Below are 18927 nucleotides of genomic sequence, written 5' to 3'. Positions count from 1 at the left end.
TATTAATGGGCTTCGTCCCAGTTTAAACCTTGGCCGATATCAACAATTAACGGCACATCCAGTTTCATCGCGGATTCCATGTATTGTTTGATGTGCGTTTTGACGGTTTCGACCTGCTCGGCTTTGACTTCAAATACCAGTTCATCGTGGACTTGCATCAACATACGGATATCAAATTCGCCCTTGTCTATCCATCCGTCCAGCGCAATCATGGCGCGTTTAATAATGTCCGCTGCGGTGCCTTGCATCGGTGCGTTAATCGCGGTGCGTTCGGCGTATTGGCGCAGTTGGCCGTTACGTGCGTTAATGTCCGGCAAATACAAGCGACGACCAGCTAGGGTTTCAACATAGCCATTATATTTAGCATCGGCTTTGGTGGTGTTCATATAGGTTTTCACACCCGGGTAACGATCAAAATAGCGATCAATATAAGCCTGCGCCAAGCCACGATTCACACCGAGCTGATTCGCCAAGCCAAATGCCGACATGCCATAAATTAAACCAAAGTTGACCGCTTTCGCGCTGCGACGTTGTTCAGTCGTGACCTCATCCAAAGGCGTATCAAAAATCTCAGAGGCGGTGGCTTTGTGAATATCTTTACCTTCAGCAAACGCGGTGAGCAGACCGGGGTCTTCACTCAAATGCGCCATGATACGTAATTCGATTTGTGAGTAGTCGGCGGCGAGCAAGACATAACCAGGCCTGGCGATAAACGCTTGGCGAATGCGGCGACCTTCGGCAGTTCGAATTGGAATATTTTGTAGGTTTGGATCGGTGGACGACAACCGCCCAGTAGACGCAACCGCTTGTTGATAAGAGGTATGAACGCGCCCGGTTTCGGGGTGAATTTGTTTTGGTAGCGCATCGGTGTAGGTCGATTTAAGTTTTGCCATACTACGATGCTGCATAATCAATTTAGGCAGCTCATGACCTTGTTCGGCCAGCTCGGCCAAAATCGGTTCGGCGGTAGAAGGCTGACCTTTTGGGGTTTTTTTAATCACCGGTAAATCGAGTTTCTCAAACAGAATTTCTTGCAGTTGCTTGGGAGAACCCAAGTTAAACTCTTGTCCGGCCACACGATAAGCGGCTTCTTCGATAGCTTGGATTTTCTCGGCCAGCTCATTGCTCTGAATTTTTAACAGGTCTTTATCCACCAACATGCCGTGACGTTCCATCTTCGCTAAAATAGGCAATAGCGGCATTTCGATGTCGCGGAAAACGTCCATTAACTGGTTTTCCGTTTGCAGTTTCGGCCACAGCGTTTGGTGTAAACGTAATGTAATATCCGCATCTTCCGCCGCGTAAGGGCTGGCGGTGTCGAGTTCGATTTGATTAAAAGTCTTTTGAGCGCGACCCGTACCGGCGATGTCTTTAAATTTAATCGTGGTTTTTTGCAGATAAAACTCGGCCAAATCGTCCATATTATGGCGCGTGGCCACGCTGTTGAGAATATAAGATTCCAGCATGGTATCGAAGCCAATGCCTTGTAAAGTAATGCCGTGGTTTTTGAAAATATGCCAATCGTATTTAATGTTTTGGCCGACTTTAATCAGATCTTTTGATTCAAGTATCGGTTTTAAAGCTTGCAGTGTTTGCTCGAAATCCAGCTGAGTGGGCGCGCCTTCATAATCGTGGCGTAAAGGCAGATAAGCCGCTTGCACCAGGCCTGGTTGTGGCTCAACCGCAAAACTAATGCCGACCATTTGAGCCAACATAGGTTCGAGCGCGGTGGTTTCGGTATCAATCGCAAACACCTCGGCCGCTTTGAGTTTGCCCAACCAGTTATCAAATTGTTCACGGGTTAAAATGGTTTCATAATCTGCGCTATCCGCTATTACACCTTTCACGGCTTCAACTGGCTTAGAGGCGGGGGCGGTTTGTTGCGTAGGCGTGGATTTAGCGTGGTGATTTACTTGACGGCTAAACGGCATTTTGCCGTCTTCAAGCTGGCCTAACCAGTTTTTAAATTCGTATTCCGCAAACAGGGTTTTAAGTGCCTCAACGTCCGGTTCTTGTCGCGCCAAGTCGGGCAGGTTAATTGGCAAATCGCAATCGGTGCGAATGGTGGTAAGTTGGCGGGATAAATCCAAATGCGGAATATGCTCGCGCAGAGTTTCGCCAATTTTGCCTTTGATTTCGTCGGCGTGCGTGATCAGATTATCCATCGTGCCATACGCATCTAACCACTTCACCGCAGTTTTAGGGCCACATTTTGGAATGCCGGGAATGTTGTCTGAGGTGTCGCCCATTAAGGCTAAATAATCGATAATTTGATCGGGGCGAATGCCAAACTTTTCCACCACCTTATCCGGCGTCATCAAAGTATTGTTCATGGTGTTAATTAAGGTAATGTGTTCATTCACCAACTGCGCCATGTCTTTATCGCCAGTGGAAATCAACGCATCGCGCTTGGCTTTAGTCGCCTGCACAGCCAGCGTACCGATCACATCATCTGCTTCCACGCCTTCAATCACCAATAAGGGTAACCCCAAGGCTTTGACAATTTGATGGATTGGCTCAATTTGCACCCGCAGCTCATCCGGCATCGGTGGGCGATGCGCTTTGTATTCGGCGTATAAATCGTTACGAAAGGTTTTGCCCTTGGCATCAAATACGACCGCCATGTGTTCGGGCTGATAGGTTTCCAGCAACTTGCCAATCATATTGGTGACGCCATAAATCGCGCCAGTCGGATGACCTTCTCTATTGGTCAAAGGCGGCATCGCATGAAACGCGCGAAATAAATAAGACGAACCGTCAACGAGAATAATGGGGCTTTGAGACATGTGAAACCTTAATAACTAAATTTGAATAGGATGATTTTAGATGATAACCAGGCCTGGTGGGTAATTTTAACAAACTCTGTAAGTCGACAAGGTGAAGCGCAAAATGGATAATTTATGCTTAGAAAAATTGAGGGTGATATAACCTTAGCAAGGTCAACGCAGTTTATTTCGAAATTTAATCTATAAATGTAGATTTCTACTTAACAAAATACAATTAAAGATCAAGTGGTTACTTAAACCCACTCTGCGCAATGCTTTAAAGTAACTGATGTGAAGCGTTAAGGTTTATCAGAATAATCAAGGAGGACATGTGAAATATGAACCAGATAAATCAAGTTAAAGAATATTTAAGTGTGCGTTTGGAACTTTGGGTCGCTTACCACAACCATAAAGAGAACATGTCAAATGCAGGATTTCTTGTCCAGATAAGTCTATTTAGTGCTGTAATTACTAATAATATTTGGCCGCCAGAATGGGTGGCCGAAATTATTATCCTTCCAGAGTTAGCAACTTTTTTGGTGTATGGCATGCTGTGGTTTCTTATTCACTATTACACTCGGTGGCAATTGATCAATAAACGCATTTCTGCATTCTATGTAGCGGGGTTCGACCAAGCTTTCCAGGAAATGATAACCTCTAGTGACCCGCAAAAATTGCAGTTAAAACCGTACGAAAAAGAGGCGCAGATTTATAGTAAATGGCGTAATTTTCTTGCCCGAATAATATATATACCAAAAGGATTCGTGAAGATGGATGCCTCAGTTGCAGGATTACCTCATTTTGTGGCAGAAAAAGTTAAACAGAAGTTTGATGATGGCAGCGGTGCCGACAGTTTGGAATTTCTAATGACCTATACCAGTATAGTTTTGCTATTTCTTGTCGGAGTTAAGGTCTTTTTTGGATGAGTCAGGTCAAATTTCGTTTTATATCAAGGTTATTATTTGACCAGGATTTACTCAATTAGAGCTTTGTAAATATCAAATCCCAAACCCCATGCCCTAGTCTATGGCCGCGTTGTTCGAATTTGGTTAGGGGGCGGTAGTCGGGGCGCGGAGTGAATTGACCTACTCCGGCGGCGTTGGTGTAATCTGGCGCGGCGCTCATGACTTCCATCATGTGTTCGGAATAATCTTCCCAGTCGGTGGCCATGTGAAACTCACCGCCAGGTACTAAATGTTCAGCCAGTTTGGCGACAAATTCTGGCTGCACAATGCGGCGTTTTTTGTGGCGGGCTTTGTGCCACGGATCGGGGAAAAATAGATATACGCCGCTTAAGCTGTTCTGTGGAATTTGCTTTTCTAAAATCTCGACCGCGTCGTGGTTAAAAATTCGAATATTCGTCAGGTTCTTTTCTTCAATCAACTTGCATAACGCGCCGACGCCTGGGCGATGCACTTCGATTCCAATGTAGTTATTCTGTGGATTATCTTGCGCCATTTGCGCCAAGCTGCTGCCCATGCCAAAACCGATTTCGACATAGGTTGGCGCGTCGCGGCCAAATACCTGTGCTAAGTCCAATAACCCGGCGTCGGCTTCGAGTCCGTATTGTGGCCAAACTCGGTCTATAGCGGCTTGTTGACCTTTTGACATGCGACCTTGGCGTAATACAAAACTTTTGATTCGGTGACGAAGGGTATTGTCGGTTGAGTTGGCTTGTTCGCTCATGGCGTAATCTCTCAGCGGGCGTTGAAAAGTCTGCTAGTATAACCGACTTCGTGGAAGCTTTACAGGAGAGGGGTTTGAGCTTTGCAGCACGTTTATTAGCTTGGTTTGATGTGCATGGCCGTCACGATTTGCCTTGGCAACATCCGCGTTCGCCTTATCAGGTTTGGGTGTCGGAAATTATGTTGCAGCAAACCCAGGTGCAAACGGTGATTCCGTACTTCGAACGTTTTATGCAGCGCTTTCCTGATATTAAGACGTTAGCGTTGGCTGACCAAGATGAGGTGTTAGCGCATTGGGCGGGCTTGGGTTATTACGCACGTGGCCGAAATTTACATAAAGCGGCTCAAATTATTGACACTCAATATGGCGGCGAGTTTCCCGATGAGTTTGAGGCGATAGTGGCGTTACCAGGAATTGGACGCTCGACCGCGGGGGCAATTTTGTCGCAGGCGTTTGAGCAGCGTTATGCAATTTTGGATGGCAATGTAAAACGCGTGTTAACCCGTCATGCGGCAATTGAAGGTTGGCCGGGTAATAAAAAACTCGAAACGGAACTCTGGCAATTGGCGGAAGACCTTACCCCGCAAACGCGTTTTGCCGATTACACTCAGGCGATTATGGATTTGGGCGCGACCTTGTGCAAAAGAACCAGGCCTGGTTGTGAAGAATGCCCGCTTAAACAGGATTGCCAAGCTTTTCAGCTTGGACGGGTGGCTGAGTTTCCTTATTCCAAACCCAAAAAACAAAAACCAACCCGCCAGGCCTGGTTCTTATTATTGTTTAATTCGGATAATCAGATCGCTCTGATACAGCGCCCAAATAGCGGTATTTGGGGTGGTTTGTATAGTTTGCCGGAATTTGATTGTTTCGATGATTTAAGCTTGGCTGGGGTAGATTTGAATAGTCTGGTAAAATGGTCGGGTATTCGGCACACTTTTAGTCATTACCATTTAGAGATAAAGCCGGTGTATGCCTTAAAAGCGCCAACCGTGGCCGAGCCTGACCCATGCGAACCTTATTATTGGTTGACGCTAGACGAGGCGTTGAAAGTGGGGTTACCAGCACCGATAAAAACTTTATTGCAACGGGCATTAAAGTAAACCGTATTAGAAACAAAACCTTTTGGAGACATCTATGACACGACAAGTACATTGCGCAAAATTTAACGAAGACATGGAAGGTTTGGATTTCGCCCCGTTTCCGGGTGAGCTAGGTAAACGTGTTTATGAGAGCGTTTCTAAAGAAGCGTGGAAACAATGGTTAAGCCAACAGACGATTTTGATAAATGAATACCGTTTATCCAGTTTAGATCCTAAAGCGCGGTCGTTTCTGCAGGAAGAAATGCAAAAGTTCTTATTTGGTGATGAGGATATTGACATGCCGGACGAGTTTAAGCCGGTATAACCCTTTATTTGCAGTAAAACTTAGGCTAATTCACGATAGAGTTTGTTATAATAAATTCTAATTGTCTGTTTTTGTAGTGAATAAATGTCTAAATTGATCGATGTTTTTGTTGGGCGACAGCCAGTTTTCAATGGTCAATTGCAACTTTTTGCATATGAGTTGTTGTTTCGTACCAATAGTGAAGACAATCACGCGGTGATCGTGGGCGGTGACAGTGCCTCAGCGCAGGTGATGCTGAATACCTTTGGTGATATTGGTATAAAAGATGTCGCCGGTGATCATAAAGTCTTTATTAACTTCACCGAAGGCTTGTTGTTGCGCGAATACCAGCCTTTCTTCCCTAAAAGTCAGGTCATTATTGAAATCTTAGAAGATGTTAATGTGACCCCTGCACTGCTTTCTGCCATCAAAAAACTACGTGACCGAGGTTATACCATTGCCTTGGACGACTATGTGTTTAACCCTAAACTCGAACCACTTGAAGCCTTAGCGGATATTATCAAAGTCGATATTCTTGAGGTTGGGCCAAAGCAATTATTGGAACATGTGCAGCGTTTAAAAGATAAGGGTGTGCGTTTATTGGCGGAACGAGTCGAAACACGCGAACAGTACGATTTTTGTAAAAAAATCGGCTTTGATTATTTTCAAGGTTACTTCTTTGCCAAACCAGTGATTATTAAAGGTCAGCGCCTACCCACCAATAAAGTGAGTGTTTTAGAGTTGCTGTCCAACGTTTATGATCCTGACGTGGACATGGTCAAACTCAGCCAGATTATTGCGAAGGATGTCTCACTGAGCCAAAAGCTATTAAGGTTTTTGGCTCAGGATGGTTCAGCCGGTAAAGCAAAAATCAGTTCGATTCATGATGCAGTGTTACGCTTTGGTTTAGAGCGTTTGAAGAGCTGGGCAGGGATGTTGGTCTTATCCGGGATGGATGATAAGCCAAATGAGTTGTTTCATACTTCTTTAACGCGTGCTAAGTTTTGTGAATTAGTGGCTGAGCGATTAAAAACCACTCCAAAAGAACTTTATTTTACGGTCGGCTTGTTTTCGACTCTGGATGCGGTGATGGATTTAGACTTGCCTAGCTTGTTAGACAAGTTAAGTTTGGATGATTTAATTGTGGGCGCGTTGATGGGCGAAGATAATACACCAGGCCTGGTGCTTAAGTCTGCGAAGGGTTTAGAGCAGGGCTCAACTCGTTTTAAATTACCTGGGGATTTAACTCCAACGGAATTATCAAACCTTTATTTGCAAGCGATGCAATATTCTCAAAGTGTAGATTTGTCACCCTTAGGATGAGGCTGTTGGTTGTATATTTATAGACATAAAAAAACCACCGATTTGGTGGTTTTTTGTTTTTGGATTACTTGATTCTTAAGCGTGGTATTTTGGGCTTAACTCAACCACTGCTTCTATAAATGCGCCCGCATGTTCCGGCTTCACTTCTGGATGAATGCCGTGGCCTAGGTTGAAGATATGGCCTGAACCTTGACCATACTTTTCTAAGATATAAGCCACTTCTTGACGAATACGCTCTGGTGAGGCGTACAACATACTCGGGTCCATGTTGCCTTGAATCGCGACGCGATCACCTACGCGACGGCGTGCATCATCAATATCGGTTGTCCAATCTAGTCCTAATGCGTCCGCACCCGTATCCGCCATGGCTTCTAGCCACTGGCCGCCACCTTTGGTAAATAGAATAACCGGCACCTTCACACCATTATGTTCACGCTTTAAACCGTCAACAATTTTAGCCATGTAGTTTAGCGAGAATTCTTTATAGTCGCGTGGGGTTAAGACGCCGCCCCAAGTGTCAAAAATTTGTACGGCTTGTGCGCCGGATTCAATTTGAGCGTTTAGATATTGAATTACAGAGTCAGCCAATACATCCAAAATGTGGTGTAGAGTTTTTGGCTGATCATACATCATGGCTTTGATAGTTGCGAAGGTTTTGCTCGATCCGCCTTCCACCATGTAAGTCGCCAGTGTCCAAGGACTGCCGGAAAAACCAATCAAAGGTACGCGGCCGTTTAGGGCTTTACGAATGGTACTGACCGCGTTCATTACATAGCCTAAATCTGATCCCATATCCGGTACATAAAGTTTTTTAGCCTCTGCCATCGAGCGGATAGGCTTGTCAAAAACTGGGCCTTCGCCTGTCGCAAAACGTAAGCCAAGCCCCATAGCATCGGGGATGGTTAAAATGTCGGAAAACAAAATTGCGGCATCAAGCGGAAAACGTTCTAATGGCTGCAAAGTTACTTCACAAGCGAACTCTGCATTACGGCATAAGTCCATAAACGAACCGGCTTCGGCACGCGTCGCACGATATTCAGGTAGGTAGCGGCCAGCTTGGCGCATCATCCATACCGGTGTGCGGTCAACAGGCTGGCGCATTAAGGCGCGTAAGAAACGGTCGTTTTGTAATGCAGACATGAAAAGAAACCTTTGTGAAAAACAAAAACAGTATTCTACCGACAAAGCACAAGACTGTCACCTTTGCTGTCGCATTCGCGGAGAGGTTACTGAGCACCAGGCCTGGTGCTCAAACTTAAGGTTGATATGGATTAAGTTTATCTATCATGTTGGGGTGAGAGATCACCACATACATCGCACCTTGATAGGCAAAGCCATAACCACGTACTTCAATAGTTTGGCCTTTTAAGGCTTCCACGTCCGGATAGTTAAAGTTGTCCCAATCTTCACGTTTTACGCGAATCCCTGTGGTGTCTAAGTTAATAATAATATTGTTGCGACTTTTAGATACATGGCGAACTTCACCACGGATGATCCGAAACCCTAGATCAATATCAGAAAGCTCACTACTAAGGGCAATTGGAAATTTGAGTTCAGGTTGACTAATGCTTAACCGCCAAATACCTCGGTTAGCTTGGCGTGCTCGTTGTTCTGCTTGGTAGTAGCACTCTTGGTATTTCAAATTAGGCGGATTGGTTTCTACCATGCCTAATCCGTTTTCTAACATCATTCGATTAACGTTGCGGCCGTCTTCTAGAAATATATGCGCGACCGTGCGCCCAAAGCCATCGGTTATTTCTTCGTCAAACTCGATACCAATTTTACGGTCGTTATTCGCCAAGATTCGATTTAGGAAGGTCATGGACTCACGTGACAATGGGCGAGCTGGATCCGTACGTTTACTCGGGTCGCCAATTTCTGGCGCGTAAACGCCAGCCATAATATATTGTCGACTGCCGACCACTATAATATTACCGGCTTGGGCAATGCGCGCTTTTTCCCAGTTTTCGATTTTGCTTGGGCCACAACTTTGGGCGTGCACCGAACTCAACGATAAGGTGCTTAAAACTAGGACTAAGTTGAATAAAAGAGTTTGTGTTTTCATGATGAGTTCATTCTAGAACAAGCGCTGACGAACCGCAATCGAATGACGTGTGTGATTACAAACTAAAAGCACAAACAAAAAAGCCACATAAAAATGTGGCTTTAAAGTCGCGTTTGACGGCGATAGGTAAAAACCTGATCTTACTTGCGAAGTGAACCGTATTTTTGACGGAACTTCTCAACGCGACCTTCGGTGTCAACCAGTGTTTGCTTACCAGTATAAAACGGGTGAGAAGCACTTGATACTTCAACACGAACCAGCGGATAGTCTTTACCGTCTAGAGTGATTGTATCGCCAGAAGTTTTCATGGTTGAACGAGTCATAAATGTCTCACCAGTTGAGATGTCCTGGAAGACGACTTCGTTATATTCTGGATGAATGTCTGCTTTCATAATGACGGTCCAAATTAATAGGGGGTTAAAATTTAAAGACGAGATTTTAACAGAGAAAAAGTTAAAATCAAGTCATGTTTCTGATTTATCTAATAAACTAGCGTTTCATCGACTCAAATAAAGCCGTGTTTGTTTTGCTCACTTTCATTTGATCAATCAGGGTTTCAATGGCTTCCACTTCATTCATGCTATGCAAGAAGCGACGTAGAACCCAAATGTTCTGCAGTTCTTCTGGTGTGGTCAAGAGTTCTTCTTTACGTGTGCCAGACTTAGTGATGTTAATCGCCGGGAAGGTACGTTTTTCAGCAATATGGCGCGACAAGTGAAGTTCCATGTTACCCGTGCCTTTAAATTCCTCGAAAATAACTTCGTCCATTTTAGAGCCAGTATCCACTAATGCCGTGGCAATAATGGTTAAAGAGCCCCCTTCTTCAATATTACGCGCGGCACCAAAGAAACGCTTTGGACGGTGTAAAGCATTGGCATCGACACCACCGGTTAAAATCTTGCCAGAGGCCGGTACAACGGTGTTATAAGCACGCGCTAAGCGGGTAATCGAATCCAATAAAATCACCACGTCGGTTTTGTGTTCGACTAGGCGTTTGGCTTTTTCGATGACCATTTCGGCAACCTGTACGTGACGGGTAGCTGGCTCATCAAAGGTAGATGCAATCACTTCACCTTTAACGGTGCGCTGCATTTCGGTCACTTCTTCAGGACGTTCATCAATCAATAATACGATCAAATAACATTCGGGATAATTTTCGGCAATCGACTGCGCTAAGCTTTGCATAATCACGGTTTTACCGGATTTTGGCGGGGCGACAATCAGGCCACGCTGACCTTTACCAATCGGTGAAGCCAAATCAATAATACGAGGGGTAATATCTTCGGTGCTGCCGTTACCAATTTCCATGCGCATGCGGCTGTCGGCATGCAAAGGTGTAAGGTTTTCGAATGCAATTTTTTTACGCGCAACTTCCGGGTCTTCAAAGTTAATCCGATCCACTTTTAGCAGAGCGAAATAACGTTCGCCTTCTTTAGGTGGGCGAATTTTGCCTTGAACCGTATCACCAGTGCGCAAACCAAAACGACGGATTTGGCTGGGTGAAACATAAAGATCGTCAGGGCCAGCTAGATAAGAGCCGTCGCCAGAACGCAGGAAACCGAAGCCATCTGGCAGAATTTCAAGTACGCCTTCACCAAAAATGTCTTCACCTTTTTGCGCATGGCCTTTTAATATGGCGAAGATAATATCTTGTTTGCGCTGACGAGCAAGATTGTTATCCAATCCCAATTCGCTAGCAAGGTCAATAAGTGAAGCGGCTGAGAGTTTTTTTAAGTCGTTTAGATTCATAATGCTTTTGGTGTTTTATTATTTAATGGAAGTGCCTATAAAGGCGGCTTTGAAATTCTGATTGGGAACGTTGGTTGGAGTGATACGCGCTGAATTTGCGTTCAGCGCGTGAAACGCGTTTACAGGTTGTTATCCAAGAAAGTGCATAACTGTGATTTAGACAGTGCACCCACTTGGGTTGAGTCGACTTCACCGTTTTTGAACAGCATTAAAGTTGGAATGCCGCGCACACCATATTGTGGTGGGGTTGATGGATTCTCATCAATGTTCAATTTTACGATTTTTAGTTTGCCATCATAATCGCCAGCTACTTCGTCAAGAATTGGAGCGATCATCTTACAAGGACCACACCATTCTGCCCAGAAGTCTACCAATACTGGTAGTTCAGACTTTAAAACTTCGGCTTCGAAGTTGGCATCAGATGTTGCAATAATTTTGTCACTCATAGGTAACTCCTTATATAGTTTTATTTTTTTGGTACGAATAACCATTCTGAACTTGATCAGTGTGTGAGGGGATTCGTACGGAAAGTGTTCGTTGAAACGAAGAGCAGTGATTTTTCACTATATTTTAGCTACTCTATTATCACTGTGATTCGGGGCTGAATTGTGCCCTGACAAAACATTTTGATAATTATTACACTAGGGATGTGGGATTTGCAAGCGAAATATTCATTTAGAGGCAAATTTATAATGCATTTTCCCTTTTAGGTTTTTTTATCGTAGCATAACGCACCGATAGATTTCACAGTACACATCCTGTTTATTCACGCACACAATTAGGTTAAAGCAATTAACGACCATGGATATTACATTTATATTAAACGACTTGAACGATGCGCAACGCGAAGCCGTGACCTTAGAAGAACGCCATGCGTTAATTTTGGCCGGGGCCGGCAGTGGTAAAACACGTGTATTAGTGCATCGCATCGCTTGGTTAACGGAGGTGATGAAATTATCGCCGTTTAATATTTTAGCTGTGACTTTTACAAATAAAGCGGCGCGTGAGATGCGTGGACGAATGGAACAGTTAATTGGTCATCAAGCTCAGGGTGTCACGATGGGTACGTTTCATGGGATTGCTTATCGTTTGTTACGTCAGCACTTTGAAGCCGCCGGCTTGCCGCAAAGCTTCCAGATTTTAGATTCAGACGATCAGAAGCGTTTAATTAAACGTCTTTTAAAAGCCATGGAACTAGATGAAACTCAATGGCCGGTTAAGCAGGTTCAAGCTTATATTAATGGTGAAAAGGAAGAAGGTCGCCGCCCTCATCATATTGATCCGGGACACAACCCGTTTGTGAAAAAAATGCTGCAAATTTACCAAGCTTACGAGCAACAATGCCAAAAAGCAGGCCTGGTGGATTTCGCGGAGCTGTTGTTGCGGGCGCACGAACTCTGGTTGAAACGCCCGGAGGTGTTGAGTTTTTATCAAGCACGTTATAAACACATCTTGGTGGACGAGTTTCAAGATACCAACAGTTTGCAGTATGCCTGGTTGCGAGTATTAGCGGGCGGCACGGGTAAATTGTTTGTGGTGGGCGACGATGACCAGTCCATTTATGGCTGGCGCGGCGCAAAAATCGAAAATATTCGTTTGTTTGAGCAAGAATTTGCTGACGTCAAAACCGTCCGTTTAGAACAAAACTATCGTTCAAGCGGACGTATTTTGAAAGCCGCTAACCATATTATTGCGTTTAACACCGAGCGCATGGGTAAAGAGCTTTGGAGTGCCGGCGAAGACGGTGATCCGATTCGCATTTATGAAGCCTTTAATGAATATGACGAGGCCAATTATGTCATCAGTCAAGCCAAAGCTTGGGTTGAACAGGGCGGTGAGCGTTCTGATGTGGCCATTTTGTATCGTTCGAATGCGCAATCACGCGTGTTTGAGCAGGCGTTGATTCAAGCCGAAATGCCTTATCGGATTTACGGCGGGTTACGTTTTTATGATCGTGCCGAAGTAAAAGATGTATTGGCTTATTTACGTTTATTGGTGAACCGGGATGACGATGCCTCGTTTGAACGCGTCTATAACCAACCTACGCGTGGTTTAGGCGAAAAAACCATGCAAACGGTGCGGGACTTAGCACGTGATTTGGGTTTATCTTTATGGGATGCCGCTAAAGTTCAATTAGAATCTGGCTTAACCGCGCGAGCCAAAGGCGCGCTGAGTGGATTTTTAGACTTAATCGAGCAGTTACAAATTGATACCCAAGGCAAAAACCTGCAAGACCAAGTTATGATGGTGATTTCACGTTCTGGGCTACAAACGCATTTTGAAAAAGACCGCTCAGAACAAGGTCAGGCTCGGGTTGAAAACTTGGATGAATTGATAAACGCCGCCAGCGGATTTGATAAAGCACCGCCAGCTGAAGAAAACCCCAATCCGGATGATTTGGATGCCGCGATTAGCGATAATCCATTACTTAATTTCTTAGCCCAAGCAACATTAGAAGCTGGCGATAACCAAGCGGAAGCTTGGGAGTCTGCAATTCAGTTAATGACTTTGCACTCCGCTAAAGGTCTAGAATTTCCGTTGGTGTTTATGGTGGGGTTAGAAGAAGGTCTATTTCCGTCCAAACCCTCGTTTGATGACCCGTTTAGACTGGAAGAAGAGCGTCGCTTAGCCTATGTTGGCATTACCCGTGCCGAACAAAAATTAGTCATGACCTATGCGCTGCGCCGGCGTTTGCATGGCACGGAGATTTATTCGGGGCCGTCGCGTTTTTTAAAAGAATTGCCTGAGGATTGTCTTGATTGGGTACGTATGACTGGTCAAGTGCAGTCAGCACGAGAATGGGCCTCTCCCACGAGTCAGAAAAGCCAGCATAATGAAGCCGGTTTCGCCATGGGTCAGCGCGTATTTCATCAAAAGTTTGGTGAAGGTACGGTGTTAGCTACTGAAGGTTCGGGTGATCATGCGCGCATCCAGGTGAATTTTAAACATGCGGGCTCAAAGTGGCTGGTAAAGGCTTATGCTAACTTGGAAGCGGTTTGATCAATTAATGAAATGCTCGATTAAAGCGCCACTTTTCTGGAAAAAACATCAATACTAAGCACGATAAATCGGTTAGTTTGATAGCCTAATTCAAGTGGTGCGTGTACGCCCGGCGTAACGGATAAAAATAGCCAATTATCATACATTTGGTGACGCCAAGTTAGTTGTAAATAAGTATCCAGCAGTTTGTCGTCATATTCACGAGCCCAATCCCACTGGCGCCCTAGCTGGTAACTTAGGCGGTTATTTTTATCCCAGTTGTGTCGCCACTCAAAAACCTGTGAAACCTCCCATTCGGGCCGCTCATCAAACTTAAACACTTTCGATGTCGAGCGTAAATAGTGCTGTTCATCATGCTGATAGGCCAAGTTTAATGTGCCTTGTTTACCCGTACCTTCAACTCTTCGCCAAAAGACTTCTGGTTCAAAAGCCAAATATAAATCTGGTTTGATTGCATATTCTAGGCGCAGTTTGGCCGTAATATAAGGACTCAATTCGCCCTCAGTTAAGCGGGTTCCGGTACGGGTTTTGAAGCCAATCATATCCGAAAACTGATAAATGGAACTCAAGCCTAATAACGTTTCTTGTTCGGCTTCCAGTTGAGTCTGTGCGCTGGATTGTGCGCTACGCTCATCCGGCCCAGCAAAGGATTCGACATAAACATTCCAGCGTTCTTGAGTTTTGGGTAAGTGGGCCACCAACTTAAACTTAAATTGATTTTGTTGGGTTAAGTGTTGTGAGTTCTGATGGCTGAGCGTGGTTTTAATCAATGATTTACCCTCAGGCACCTCGGATTCGGGGGTGAAAAATCGATCAATACTATTGGCGTAACGGTCAATATGCTTGGTTAACCAGGCCATGTTGTTTTGGATGGTCACCAATTCAAAATCTAACCGAAAATTTTCGCCATTGTTGAGGGGAGCTTCGGTGCTTGCTGAGCTGTCTTGAGCCTTTGCTAGATAAGGTGACACCCAAAGCAAAATGCTTAAACTCAGCCATAAACCTATTTTGAAATGTGTGCGAATCGGCATAGTCGGTTCTTGTTAAAGATAACAAGCACTATATTAGCCTCTAAGTTAGTTTTGTGCTCACTAATTGGGATTTGAGTTCGCTTTATGGTTTAATAAAAACAACGTATTAGGAGAGGTGTAATGGCTTGCTGGCTGATTTCAACCGACTTAGATGGCACCTTATTAAATCATAAGACCTATGATTACACCGGCATTATCCCCCTACTGTCGCAATTAAAAGCGCGGGATGTGCCCGTGATTTTGAATTCCAGTAAAACGCTAGCTGAGCTTACCAAGTGGCGCCAACGGCTAGATTTGACTTGGCCGGTGATTGCTGAAAATGGCGGGGTCATGCAAGTTGGTCAAAATCCACCGGATTTAGTGGGTCGTCCGATCAAGCAAATACGTACTTTTTTAAACCACTGGCGAGAGCAAAGTGGTTGGCAGTTTGAAGGCTTTGGTGATTGGAGCGTCGAACAGGTGATGCAACACACCGGGCTTAAACACCCAGATGCGCTAAATGCAATGCAGCGCGAAGTGACCGAGCCAATTCTGTGGTTAGGCGAAGCACCAGGCCTGGTGCTATTTGAACAAGCGCTTAAGCAACAAGGTTTGCAACTTCAGAAAGGCGGCCGCTTTTATCATGTGATGGCGCAGCACTCAAAGGCCAGCACACTCAAAATCCTACTCAACAATGAACATCATTACTTAAGCACTCAGTCCGCTTGGCAATTACTTGCGCTAGGTGATGGTGAAAATGACCGGGCGATGCTTGAAATGGCCGACATCGCGGTGGTGATGCCCGATGCGAATGGCGGATATTTAACCCTGCAATCAAATAATCAAATCTATCAGGCACAACAATCTGCTCCAGATGGCTGGGTGGAAGCGGTCAATCGGTGGGTATTAAAGGAGGCAGAATGAGTGATTTTTTTCAAAACGGCACAATCACAACCCTACACAATTTAACTCGGCGCGACTTATCCGAGCTTGAGTGGGATTTGGTGAATATTTCACGCGAACGTCCGATGGGTTTAGTGTTGCCTTCTTTATATAGTGAGCTTGAGGGTGAGGCCTTAACGCGTATTTTAGATGAGTTAGAGCGCGTGCCTTACTTATCTGAAATTGTGATTGGCTTGGACCAAGCGGATCAAGCACAATTTGAGCATGCTAAGCATTTTTTTTCACGCTTACCGCAGCCACATAAAATTCTTTGGAACGATGGACCAAGATTGCATAAAGTCATGCAGCCACTTAAAAAATTGGGTTTAGCACCGACCGAACCGGGTAAGGGCAAAAATGTGTGGGGCTGCTTTGGTTACATTTTGGCTTCGGGAAAAACATCGGTGGTTGGGCTGCATGATTGTGATGTTCTCACTTATGAGCGCGAGATGCTGGCACGTCTGCTTTATCCCGTCGCACATCCAACCTTTAACTTTGTGTTTTCAAAAGGCTACTACGCACGTTATTCGGATGGGCATATGAATGGTCGTGTTGCACGTTTGTTGGTGACTCCGCTATTACGAAGTTTAGAAACAGTTTTGGGGCAAGACGATTTAATTACCTATTTAGATTCATTTCGTTACCCGTTAGCGGGTGAGTTTGCGCTTGAGGTGACGGCATTAAAAGATGTACGGATTCCGAGTGATTGGGGGCTGGAAATTGGGATTTTGGCTGAAATACGGCGTAACTATTCTAACCGTCGTGTATGCCAAGTTGAGATTGCGGATCGTTACGACCACAAACATCAAAAAGTGTCGTTTGATGATGTCAATGCCGGTTTATCACGCATGAGTCAGGATATTGCCAAATCCCTGTACCGCAAACTAGCCACCAGTGGCCATCAGTTTTCACGCCAAACCATACGCACGATTCGTGCGGTTTATCATCGTACGGCTTTGGATCAGCTGGAGTCGTATGCGTTTGATGCCGAGATGAACGGGTTATCGTTAGATCGGCATGAAGAGGAGCGCGTGGTGGAGTTATTTGCAGATAATTTATTAGTGGCGGGTGAGGCGTTTATGGAAATGCACGATGAGCGTCCGTTTGTAGCGAACTGGAACCGGGTGATTAGTGCGTTTCCTGATATATTAGACGAACTCAAACACGCGGTAGAACAGGATAATGCCTAGGAGTTGAGCCCATGAGCCAAGAGATATTTGAGCGCATTAAACATCGTTTAGAAAAACTCTATCCGCTGGAGTCGGCGAAAGATGCCTATCAGGAATTACACCGTTTGATTCAAATTTGCGGTGTCGAGTCTGAGCTGGATAGCGAACGCTGGAACCAAGAAGATGTGGTGTTAATTAGCTATGCCGACAGCCTGATTGATACTGAGCAACCACACCCACCTTTGCAAGTATTACGTGATTTTTTGCAAGACTATGTCAAGGATGCAGTCAATACTGTTCACCTATTGCCGTTTTTTCCGTTCAGCTCGGATGATGGGTTTTCAGTGATTGACTATGTCAAGGTTGAGCCCGACTTTGGGGACTGGCCAGATATTCAGGCGATCAGTTCGGATTATAAATTGATGGTCGATTTAGTGATCAATCATATCTCGCGTGAGAGTTTATGGTTTACCGATTACAAAGCCGATGTCGCGCCGTTTAATCAATTTTTTATTGAGGTGGATGGGCGCGAGGATGTGTCGATGGTGGTGCGGCCAAGAAATTCGCCCTTGCTGGTGCCGGCTTATACACACCGCGGTCGTAAAATGGTTTGGGCGACGTTTAGTGCGGATCAGATTGATCTGAACTTCGAGAATCCGGCTGTGTTGGTGAAGATGATCGAAGTGTTGTTATTTTACGTTAAACAAAAAACCCATATTTTGCGTTTAGACGCGATTGCATTTTTATGGAAAAAACTCGGCACCAACTGCATTCACCTGCCTGAAACCCATGAAGTGGTAAAACTGATTCGAGATGTCTTTGAATTGGTCAATCCAAACGGCATGCTGCTAACCGAAACCAATGTGCCGCACAACGAAAACCTATCTTATTTTGGTCAGCAAGATGAAGCGCATTTGGTGTACCAATTTAGTTTAGCGCCCTTGGTGTTGCATGCCTTGTATCGTGGTGATGGTTATTATTTAACTCAGTGGGCGCAACAACTTAAACCGCCAGTCGATGGTTGTAACTTTTTAAATTTTACCGCCTCGCATGATGGTATCGGTTTGCGTCCGGTCGAAGGCATTTTACCGCAGCGAGAAATTGAGGATTTGATCACCGGCATGCACCGTCAGGGTGGTTATATCTCGATGCGGACTCGGCCAGATGGTTCAGAGTCGCCCTATGAAATTAACATTGCCTTGTTCAGTGCATTTCGTGAAACCTGCAACAGTCAAGGGCCAGATCAATGGCAGGTGGATCGTTTTATTTGCTCGCAATTAATTATGCTGAGTTTGCAGGGGATTCCGGCTGTTTATATTCACAGTTTACTGGCGACTGAAAACGATCAAATCGGAGTCGAGCGCACCGGTAGAACACGAAGCATTAACCGTAAAAAATGGGAGAAACATTATTTAAAGGCTTTGCTGGACGGGCAAAATACGTCCAATTTACAAGTTTTAAACCGTTTAATTCATGTGTTAAAGCGGCGTAAAAAACACAAGGCGTTTCATCCTGATACATCCCAAAAGGTGTTGGATTTTGGTTCAAGTTTTTTTGCGATTTGGCGCGGCGTGAATGAGTTGGACTTTCCGTTATTGGCGATTTTTAACTTAACCAGCGAAGTAAAAGAGCTTGATATTCAGCATGAAACTGGCCTAGACAGTGCGTCCGGTTGGGTGGATATTTTAGATCATCAGCATTATCAACCCACAAGCCAGCCACTGATATTGCAGCCTTATCAAGTGCTGTGGTTAATGCCGGATAATGTGGATAGTGTCAGTCCGTTATGGGCGATGAGCACCAGTTAAGCACCAGGCCTGGTGCTTTAGGTACAC

16 protein-coding genes are annotated in these 18927 nt (G+C 45.0%); 8 read left to right on the top strand and 8 right to left on the bottom strand.

All coding sequences use genetic code 11. The features are described from left to right. Window positions 1–2: 2 nt before the first annotated feature. On the bottom strand, window positions 3–2786 hold the full coding sequence (gene polA / locus N746_RS0100200) for a DNA polymerase I (RefSeq protein WP_029933345.1): 2784 nt from the start codon (window positions 2784–2786) through the stop codon (window positions 3–5). Window positions 2787–3103: 317 nt separating this feature from the next. On the opposite strand from polA, the gene N746_RS0100195 reads away from it, so the two are divergent. Continuing rightward, window positions 3104–3691 (top strand): hypothetical protein, encoded by a 588-nt coding sequence (locus N746_RS0100195; RefSeq protein WP_029933344.1) that lies wholly within the window; start codon window positions 3104–3106, stop codon window positions 3689–3691. 55 nt (window positions 3692–3746) lie between these two features. Here the strand turns inward: N746_RS0100195 and trmB are convergent, their stop codons facing one another. After that, on the bottom strand, window positions 3747–4451 hold the full coding sequence (gene trmB, locus N746_RS0100190) for a tRNA (guanosine(46)-N7)-methyltransferase TrmB (RefSeq protein WP_029933343.1): 705 nt from the start codon (window positions 4449–4451) through the stop codon (window positions 3747–3749). A gap of 74 nt (window positions 4452–4525) precedes the next feature. On the opposite strand from trmB, the gene mutY reads away from it, so the two are divergent. The 3 genes from mutY to N746_RS0100175 all read left to right on the top strand — a co-directional run bounded on the left by mutY (window position 4526) and on the right by N746_RS0100175 (window position 7157). Beyond that, a complete protein-coding gene (gene mutY / locus N746_RS0100185) occupies window positions 4526–5551 on the top strand; it encodes an A/G-specific adenine glycosylase (protein ID WP_029933342.1) in 1026 nt (341 codons plus the stop codon). Between the two features lie 34 nt (window positions 5552–5585). Continuing rightward, on the top strand, window positions 5586–5855 hold the full coding sequence (locus N746_RS0100180) for an oxidative damage protection protein (RefSeq protein WP_029933341.1): 270 nt from the start codon (window positions 5586–5588) through the stop codon (window positions 5853–5855). Between the two features lie 84 nt (window positions 5856–5939). Further along, window positions 5940–7157, top strand: coding sequence for an EAL and HDOD domain-containing protein (locus tag N746_RS0100175; protein WP_029933340.1), 1218 nt, complete (start codon window positions 5940–5942; stop codon window positions 7155–7157). A 75-nt stretch (window positions 7158–7232) separates the two neighbouring features. On the opposite strand, the gene hemE is transcribed toward N746_RS0100175, so the two are convergent. The 5 genes from hemE to trxA all read right to left on the bottom strand — a co-directional run bounded on the left by hemE (window position 7233) and on the right by trxA (window position 11417). Continuing rightward, window positions 7233–8297, bottom strand: coding sequence for a uroporphyrinogen decarboxylase (gene hemE / locus N746_RS0100170; protein ID WP_029933339.1), 1065 nt, complete (start codon window positions 8295–8297; stop codon window positions 7233–7235). Window positions 8298–8412: 115 nt separating this feature from the next. Then, window positions 8413–9222 carry a thermonuclease family protein gene (locus N746_RS0100165; protein ID WP_029933338.1) on the bottom strand — a complete coding sequence of 270 codons (810 nt, stop codon included), beginning with the start codon at window positions 9220–9222 and terminating at the stop codon, window positions 8413–8415. Between the two features lie 140 nt (window positions 9223–9362). After that, on the bottom strand, window positions 9363–9614 hold the full coding sequence (locus tag N746_RS0100160) for a type B 50S ribosomal protein L31 (protein ID WP_029933337.1): 252 nt from the start codon (window positions 9612–9614) through the stop codon (window positions 9363–9365). Window positions 9615–9711: 97 nt separating this feature from the next. Continuing rightward, window positions 9712–10971: a transcription termination factor Rho gene (rho, locus tag N746_RS0100155; protein ID WP_029933336.1), complete on the bottom strand. Its 1260-nt coding sequence runs from the start codon at window positions 10969–10971 to the stop codon at window positions 9712–9714. A 119-nt stretch (window positions 10972–11090) separates the two neighbouring features. Next, window positions 11091–11417, bottom strand: a complete 327-nt coding sequence (gene trxA, locus N746_RS0100150) for a thioredoxin TrxA (protein ID WP_029933335.1) — start codon at window positions 11415–11417, stop codon at window positions 11091–11093. A gap of 355 nt (window positions 11418–11772) precedes the next feature. On the opposite strand from trxA, the gene uvrD reads away from it, so the two are divergent. Further along, window positions 11773–13971 carry a DNA helicase II gene (uvrD, locus tag N746_RS0100145; RefSeq protein WP_029933334.1) on the top strand — a complete coding sequence of 733 codons (2199 nt, stop codon included), beginning with the start codon at window positions 11773–11775 and terminating at the stop codon, window positions 13969–13971. Window positions 13972–13991: 20 nt separating this feature from the next. Here the strand turns inward: uvrD and N746_RS0100140 are convergent, their stop codons facing one another. Beyond that, window positions 13992–15002 carry a hypothetical protein gene (locus N746_RS0100140; protein ID WP_029933333.1) on the bottom strand — a complete coding sequence of 337 codons (1011 nt, stop codon included), beginning with the start codon at window positions 15000–15002 and terminating at the stop codon, window positions 13992–13994. A gap of 120 nt (window positions 15003–15122) precedes the next feature. Here N746_RS0100140 and N746_RS0100135 point away from each other — a divergent pair, with 120 nt between their 5' ends. From N746_RS0100135 to N746_RS0100125, 3 genes are read left to right on the top strand one after another with little or no spacing between them, the layout of a single operon-like run. Further along, entirely contained in the window at window positions 15123–15905 is a 783-nt protein-coding gene (locus N746_RS0100135) for an HAD-IIB family hydrolase (RefSeq protein ID WP_029933332.1), read from the top strand. Next, window positions 15902–17113 (top strand): glycosyltransferase family protein, encoded by a 1212-nt coding sequence (locus tag N746_RS0100130; protein ID WP_029933331.1) that lies wholly within the window; start codon window positions 15902–15904, stop codon window positions 17111–17113. Before N746_RS0100135 ends, N746_RS0100130 begins: the two co-directional genes overlap by 4 nt. 11 nt (window positions 17114–17124) lie before the next feature. Further along, on the top strand, window positions 17125–18900 hold the full coding sequence (locus N746_RS0100125; RefSeq protein WP_029933330.1) for a sugar phosphorylase: 1776 nt from the start codon (window positions 17125–17127) through the stop codon (window positions 18898–18900). Window positions 18901–18927 lie beyond the last annotated feature (27 nt).

Source organism: Thiomicrospira pelophila DSM 1534 (assembly GCF_000711195.1).
GTDB classification, from domain to species: Bacteria; Pseudomonadota; Gammaproteobacteria; order Thiomicrospirales; family Thiomicrospiraceae; genus Thiomicrospira; species Thiomicrospira pelophila.
Note: the sequence above shows the minus strand (reverse complement) of the source record. Positions and strands in the feature narration are given on the sequence as shown.